Below are 2000 nucleotides of genomic sequence, written 5' to 3'. Positions count from 1 at the left end.
ATAACATTGTGTATTTTATAGGGAGAATTAAAATTTTTGTTAAAAAAATATTTTTTTAACAAAGGATGTGTGAGGTTATTCTTCTTTTTATCTAAACAAAAAAAGGTTTAAATTTTTATTGATCACCTGCAATATAAGCTAATTAGCTAAAGTGCCATATTCATTACTTCGGGATAATTTTCTATGAGTCCCAGTTTCATGCTAATATCATTAAAAAATCCTGTATGAATATCGACAATACGCCTAACTTCTACGCAGCCAAGAAGGAAATTTTTATGCTCAAGCTTATTCTGAAAACAACTCCAATCCGCTACTAATTCTTCAATTATATTATCAGTTATTTTTTATTCTCAGTTTTAAATCTATAAATCTGCCACCATGCCCCAAAAATTGCTACAAAGACACCAATAGCTGTAATAATTTTCCCTATATCTATATTCATAGCTACTACCCACATGGTAATTTCAATTTCAAGAAAACCTTGTTAATACTTTTCTCATTGATTCACAAGGTATTCCTAAATGGTAAAAAATAACTAGATTAACTTATCAGGCAATGGATATAGTTTTTGAAAATATTTATCTCTACCTCAAGAGTGTGAAAGAGACAAAAACCTATGTCTTAAGAAAGGTATACTGATACTAATTTGAACAACTATTAGCTTTTTGGGCTTTTCTATCCGTCGAACTCACGTTAAAATCAAGCAGATGAATTAGTATGAAAAATGTGATCGCCGTAAGATATCATCAAATCCAAAGGTGATTAAATCATTTGTGTGTATACTGTATCTTGTCTTCTGGTACTAGTAATTCAGCTTCTAACTCGCTGACTAAAGAAGCAACTACTGCTTTTACAGAACCTGTGCTTTCAAACACTCGCCGTTGTCGAATATAACTTGCTCCTTGGTCTAATCTTTTTTCTAATTGGAATAGATATGAGCTATTTCCCAACGTATCGGCAGTTTCTGCTAATACATTCAAGATATCTTTAACTATATTCCTGATGGATCTGCTATTACCTTGTTCATCTTCAATATAATTAGCATCTAAACCCCAACGAGATGCACGAAAGTAGTTTTCTCTTTCAATCAACCAAGGAAGGGGAGTTAGCAAAAATTCTGTTGGCTTTCCTTGACTGTGATGATGCAAATACACAATTAAAGAATGGATAAAAGCCGCCAACATCATTGATTCTTTGATCGTTGGTTGAGCATCCATTACCCTAACCTCAAGAGTTCCGAAATCAGGTTGGGGACGCAAATCCCAATGGATATCGCGGATAATCTCAAACATCCCTGCATGTTGAGAATTAGCAAAGAAATTAGCAAAATCCTGCCAATTTTTAAAAGTGGGACAAATACCATAGGTTCTCATCGATGATAAAAACCTTTGGCGAAAGGAAGCAAAGCTAGTATCCTGACCCACCAAAAGGGTGAACTAGCAGACAGAGCCAACAAAATGGGGAGATAGGGTTTAAGTCTGCCCATAACATCTATAGCTGCATCACCCGATGGCATTCCTACATGAAGCTGAAGCGCACAAGTCATCATTAAATCTGCGAGATAGCCAGATGTATGTTGCTGGGACAGATACCTGGGAATAGGGGTGATAGCGGCAAAGCGATCGCAACATGGATAAGTTCCGGCTGCACAAATAGTCATACCCAGTGCTTGACATCTAGCTTTGAGGTCACGCAGAATTGCAAAAATATTGGCTTCTAACTCATAGATATTGAGCAAACTTTGGAAGCAATCTCTACCATCGCTTGATTAAATTCTGGTTGAATCCAGGAATTTTCAGGAGCTTGTGCTAAAAGCGGTAAAATGCCATCTACCAATTGCAGCGTATAAGGATTGAGTAATTGCAACTCAATTTCCATCCCTAGTAGTCTGCCAACCCAAAAATGCGCTTGTGAGGTCTGGGGAAAGGGGAAAGGGGAAAGGGTAAGGGATTTAAAACCTTTCCCCCTGCCCCTTATCCCCACTTCGTGGGGGCCCCACC

The 2000-nt window shown here is 37.2% G+C and carries 2 protein-coding genes and 1 pseudogene; all 3 read right to left on the bottom strand.

All coding sequences use genetic code 11. The annotated features are described in order from the left end of the window. Positions 1-767: 767 nt before the first annotated feature. Entirely contained in the window at positions 768-1373 is a 606-nt protein-coding gene (locus G1O98_RS41310) for a glutamate-cysteine ligase family protein (RefSeq protein ID WP_345940644.1), read from the bottom strand. Further along, entirely contained in the window at positions 1370-1738 is a 369-nt protein-coding gene (locus G1O98_RS41305; RefSeq protein ID WP_345940643.1) for a glutamate-cysteine ligase family protein, read from the bottom strand. The genes G1O98_RS41310 and G1O98_RS41305 overlap by 4 nt, the downstream gene beginning before the upstream one ends. Next, positions 1717-2000 (bottom strand): annotated as a pseudogene (locus tag G1O98_RS40510) (hypothetical protein); the annotation flags it as partial. The gene G1O98_RS41305 and the pseudogene G1O98_RS40510, both read right to left, overlap by 22 nt.

Source organism: Nostoc sp. UIC 10630 (assembly GCF_010747425.1).
Taxonomy (GTDB): Bacteria; Cyanobacteriota; Cyanobacteriia; order Cyanobacteriales; family Nostocaceae; genus Nostoc.
This window is presented reverse-complemented; position numbering and strand designations above follow the sequence as displayed.

Coding starts and splice junctions, on each gene's coding strand:
- G1O98_RS41310 (WP_345940644.1), bottom strand. CDS start 1,373: ATGAGAACCTATGGTATTTGTCCCACTTTTAAAAATTGGCAGGATTTT.